2 protein-coding genes and 1 pseudogene are annotated in these 3624 nt (G+C 35.2%); all 3 read right to left on the bottom strand.

Features of this window, described 5'->3' with window-relative positions:
* Positions 1 to 163: 163 nt before the first annotated feature.
* Positions 164 to 1021 (bottom strand): 4-hydroxybenzoate octaprenyltransferase, encoded by an 858-nt coding sequence (gene ubiA / locus ACIPNH_RS04445; protein WP_264723776.1) that lies wholly within the window; start codon positions 1019 to 1021, stop codon positions 164 to 166.
* Positions 1022 to 1024: 3 nt separating this feature from the next.
* The gene (locus ACIPNH_RS04440) at positions 1025 to 1423 is read right to left on the bottom strand and encodes a ribosome-binding factor A (protein WP_006279769.1); all 399 of its coding nucleotides are present in this window, start codon (positions 1421 to 1423) and stop codon (positions 1025 to 1027) included.
* Between the two features lie 9 nt (positions 1424 to 1432).
* A pseudogene (infB, locus tag ACIPNH_RS04435) lies at positions 1433 to 3460 on the bottom strand (translation initiation factor IF-2); the annotation flags it as partial.
* Positions 3461 to 3624 lie beyond the last annotated feature (164 nt).

The following is a 3624-nucleotide window of genomic DNA, read 5'->3' as shown; positions in this document are numbered from 1 at the left end:
ATACATTAAGTAATCCTTACCTTTTAATCTGCAGATTGGCGAAAGCAAATACAATAGCTTCAGTTTCATGATAAGAGGGCTGGCGGAGTTTGTCAAGCAAGTTTTTTTGTTTCTGCGGGCTACCTGAGTCTATTGATTTCATTAGAGCCGAAACTCTTGAGACCTAGGTGATAATTCTATCTAAAAGAATGCCGAAAAAGAGCAGCAACCCTACGTAGGAGTTATTTTTAAATATGGACATGCATTGACTGGGATCGTCAGGATTGAAATTTTTGTGTTGGCGGTGAAATATGAACCCTACGGCAAATAGAGCAATATAAAAGATGTTATTTAATGATGATAAGATACCAGCATATAGCCACGTCATAAGAGATATTAAATAAAATCTTTTCAACCAAGATTTTGTTGTATCACCAAAATATAATGCGGTAGATTTCATCCCGAGTTTTTCATCATCTTTTTTATCTTGATGGGCGTATATGGTGTCATAGCTAAGTGTCCAAAAGACGCATCCTATATAAAACAGCAAGGATTCTATACTGATCTGGTTTGTTATTGCTGCTGAGCCCATGAGCGATCCCATATTGAAGGTAAACCCTAAGAACAATTGTGGCCACCAAACATACCGCTTTAATAAAGGGTAAGTAGCTATCATACACATTGAGATTATTCCAAGTATAAGTGTAGTTTTATTAGTTAATAATAAGATTACCAGGGCAATAGACAGTAACAGTGAAAGTAAAGCCAAAGCCTGCTTTATGTTTAATGCACCACTTGCAAGTGGCCTATATTTTGTTCGTTCAACGTGCGCATCTATTTTTCTATCGAAAATGTCATTGATTATGCACCCTGCAGGTCTCATTAAAAATGCACCTATAGTAAACAAAACAAGGAGAAAAAGAGCCTGATACGATAGAGAAGTTGAGGCTAAAAGAATACCGCTCAAACTGGGAAATAGCACAAGCCACAAACCTGTTAAACTGTGCAACCTCATTAATGAAAAGTAACGATTGAAATGCATTAATTAAGTGTGATTATGTAATATTTTGCTTACATTAACAAAATTATCGAACGCTAAGTCAGGCTTGAAAACTAGTTCAGGTATAAATCGCAAATCAACATAACACAATATAGATTTACGTATTGACCATGCAGATTGGTTCATTTCATTAACAACAGTATTAATATCACAATTATTCTCAGAAGGATCTCCAGTGCGTCTTTTTTCTGGATCTAAGTAGTCAGCTACTTGAATATTCAATGAAGATAACACAATATATACATCTGCTTTTTTCAAATCTTTACTTAATTTTACGTCAGATACCGCTACATTTTTATTGAACACCTTACCTTCCATTAGAACTCTTGATATTGCTCTATGCAATACCGATGCTATCTTTAGGTTTCTAATTTCCTTTTTCATATCCAGCTACTATAACACCCTTTCTTCTTGCACTAATTGATAAGCTTCCAAAATATCTCCAACTTTAATATCGACATTACCCTCTAGTGATACTCCGCATTCAAAGTTTACACCTACTTCTTTAACATCATCTTTAAATCTACGTAGTGCTTTTAACTTTCCTTCATGCACCAATTTGCCACCACGCATTACCTTAATTAAAGAATCTTTTCTTATGACTCCATCACTTACGTAACATCCAATGATATTACCAGCTTTAGATACGTTAAATATTTGCCTCACAGATGCAAAGCCAACACGAACCTCTCGTGTAACAGGCTTTAACATTTTAGTTAAATACATTCTCATGTCGTCAATGAGCTCGTATATTATGGTATAAGTATGTATTTCTATACCTTTTTGTTTTGCCAAGTCCCTTATTTTTGAGTCCACTTTTACATTAAAAGCTAAAATTACTGCACTTGATGCTTCTGCAAGCAGCACATCTGAATCTGTTATCCCTCCTACTGCTTTGTGTAGGATATTTAATTTCACTTGATCTTTACCGAGTTTATCAATTGAACTTGATATTGCTTCAATAGAACCAGTTACATCGCACTTTAAAACTACAGATAGTTCTTCTATTTTACTGTTATTACGGCTGAATATATCTAAATCATCCTCATCTAAATTTTCTTCTTTTTTCTTGATTAACTCTAACCTATGTTCAATAATTTCACGTGCCTGCTTTTCAGAATTTACAACAACAAATTTATCTCCAGCATTTGGTACACCATTTAGACCAGTAATTTCAATTGGAGCAGAGGGTAGTGCTGCTTTTTCTCTTTGACCAAGGTGATTAACCATACTACGTACTTTACTGTATGTTGTACCAACTACCAATATATCACCAACCTTTAACGTTCCTTCCTCAACTATCAATGTAGCTGATATTCCTTTCGCTTTATCTATTTTGGATTCTATTACCCATCCAAGTGCTCGACAATCTTCTATTGCTTCTAGCTTCATTAATTCAGCGATTAACAAAATCGTCTCTTCTAGTTTATCTAAATTAGTTTTCTTTTTTGCTGATACTGGCACAATCATAACATCACCACCAAGCCCTTCAGGGATGAGATCATATTGAGGCAAACTATTAATTATTTTTTCTACATCACCAGGCTCAGATTTATCAATTTTATTAATAGCAACTATAATGGGAACATTTGCTGCTTTTGCATGATTTATTGCTTCAACTGTTTGTTTCATGATTCCATCGTCAGCTGCAACTACTATTACAACTATATTAGTAATATTGGCACCACGTGCACGCATCGCAGTGAACGCTTCATGTCCTGGTGTATCAATAAAGGTAATTTTTTGCTTATCTTTTGTCGTTATTTGATAAGCACCTATGTGTTGAGTTATGCCACCTGACTCTCTTTCTGCAACATTAGATTCACGAAATGCATCGAGCAATGAGGTTTTACCATGATCGACGTGTCCCATAAAAGTGACGATTGGTGGTTTAGGTTTTTTAGGCAGGCTTTCTCTGCCTTCTATAAAAAATAAATCTTTTTCTCTGTTGGTATCGCTCACTCGTTTAGCCGTATGATTAAATTTTTCCACTATTTCACATGCTATATCTGGATCCACCAGATCATCTACTCTATAACTCTCACCGACTTCTTCTTTGAACATTTTTAGCACACTCTTGCTATCTTCTGCCATGCGAATAGATAACTCCCTGATAGTTATTTTGTCTGGTATAATAACTTCTCTTGATATATTTTTACCCTTAGTAAACTTTGACTTTCTACCTCTTATACCAAACCTTTGCTTAAATACAGGGGGTTGTTCAGTTTTTTCATCTATTGCCTGTGCAATTACCAGTTTAGAATGCTTAGAATATATATCTTTGTTGACTTTAAAAGACTTTTTATCGTTGTCCTCATGGTCAATACTATCTTCTTTTGGTTCAAATAAGTGGGTATTACTTAAAACTTGCTTATTTATTTCCTGAGATAAAGCGTCCGCTTCATTTTTCTCGTCAATCTCTTTATTGTTCTTTTGCTAATATTCTTTGGGAGTATATTGACGTTTGATTTTTTGTTACTATATTCCAATTCTTCGACCGAGCTGGTCGACATAGCTGCCTCGTCCTTGTCGTCGTATGAGGTGATGTCCCTTCTGTTGTCTTCATGTGGGCGTTTGGAGGTTGA

The organism is Wolbachia endosymbiont of Drosophila barbarae, from assembly GCF_044752445.1.
GTDB classification, from domain to species: domain Bacteria; phylum Pseudomonadota; class Alphaproteobacteria; order Rickettsiales; family Anaplasmataceae; genus Wolbachia; species Wolbachia pipientis.
Note: the sequence above shows the minus strand (reverse complement) of the source record. Positions and strands in the feature narration are given on the sequence as shown.

Bases quoted from the DNA above. Each gene is read 5' to 3' on its own strand.
- ubiA (WP_264723776.1), bottom strand. From the start codon at position 1,021: ATGCATTTCAATCGTTACTTTTCATTAATGAGGTTGCACAGTTTAACA.
- ACIPNH_RS04440 (WP_006279769.1), bottom strand. From the start codon at position 1,423: ATGAAAAAGGAAATTAGAAACCTAAAGATAGCATCGGTATTGCATAGA.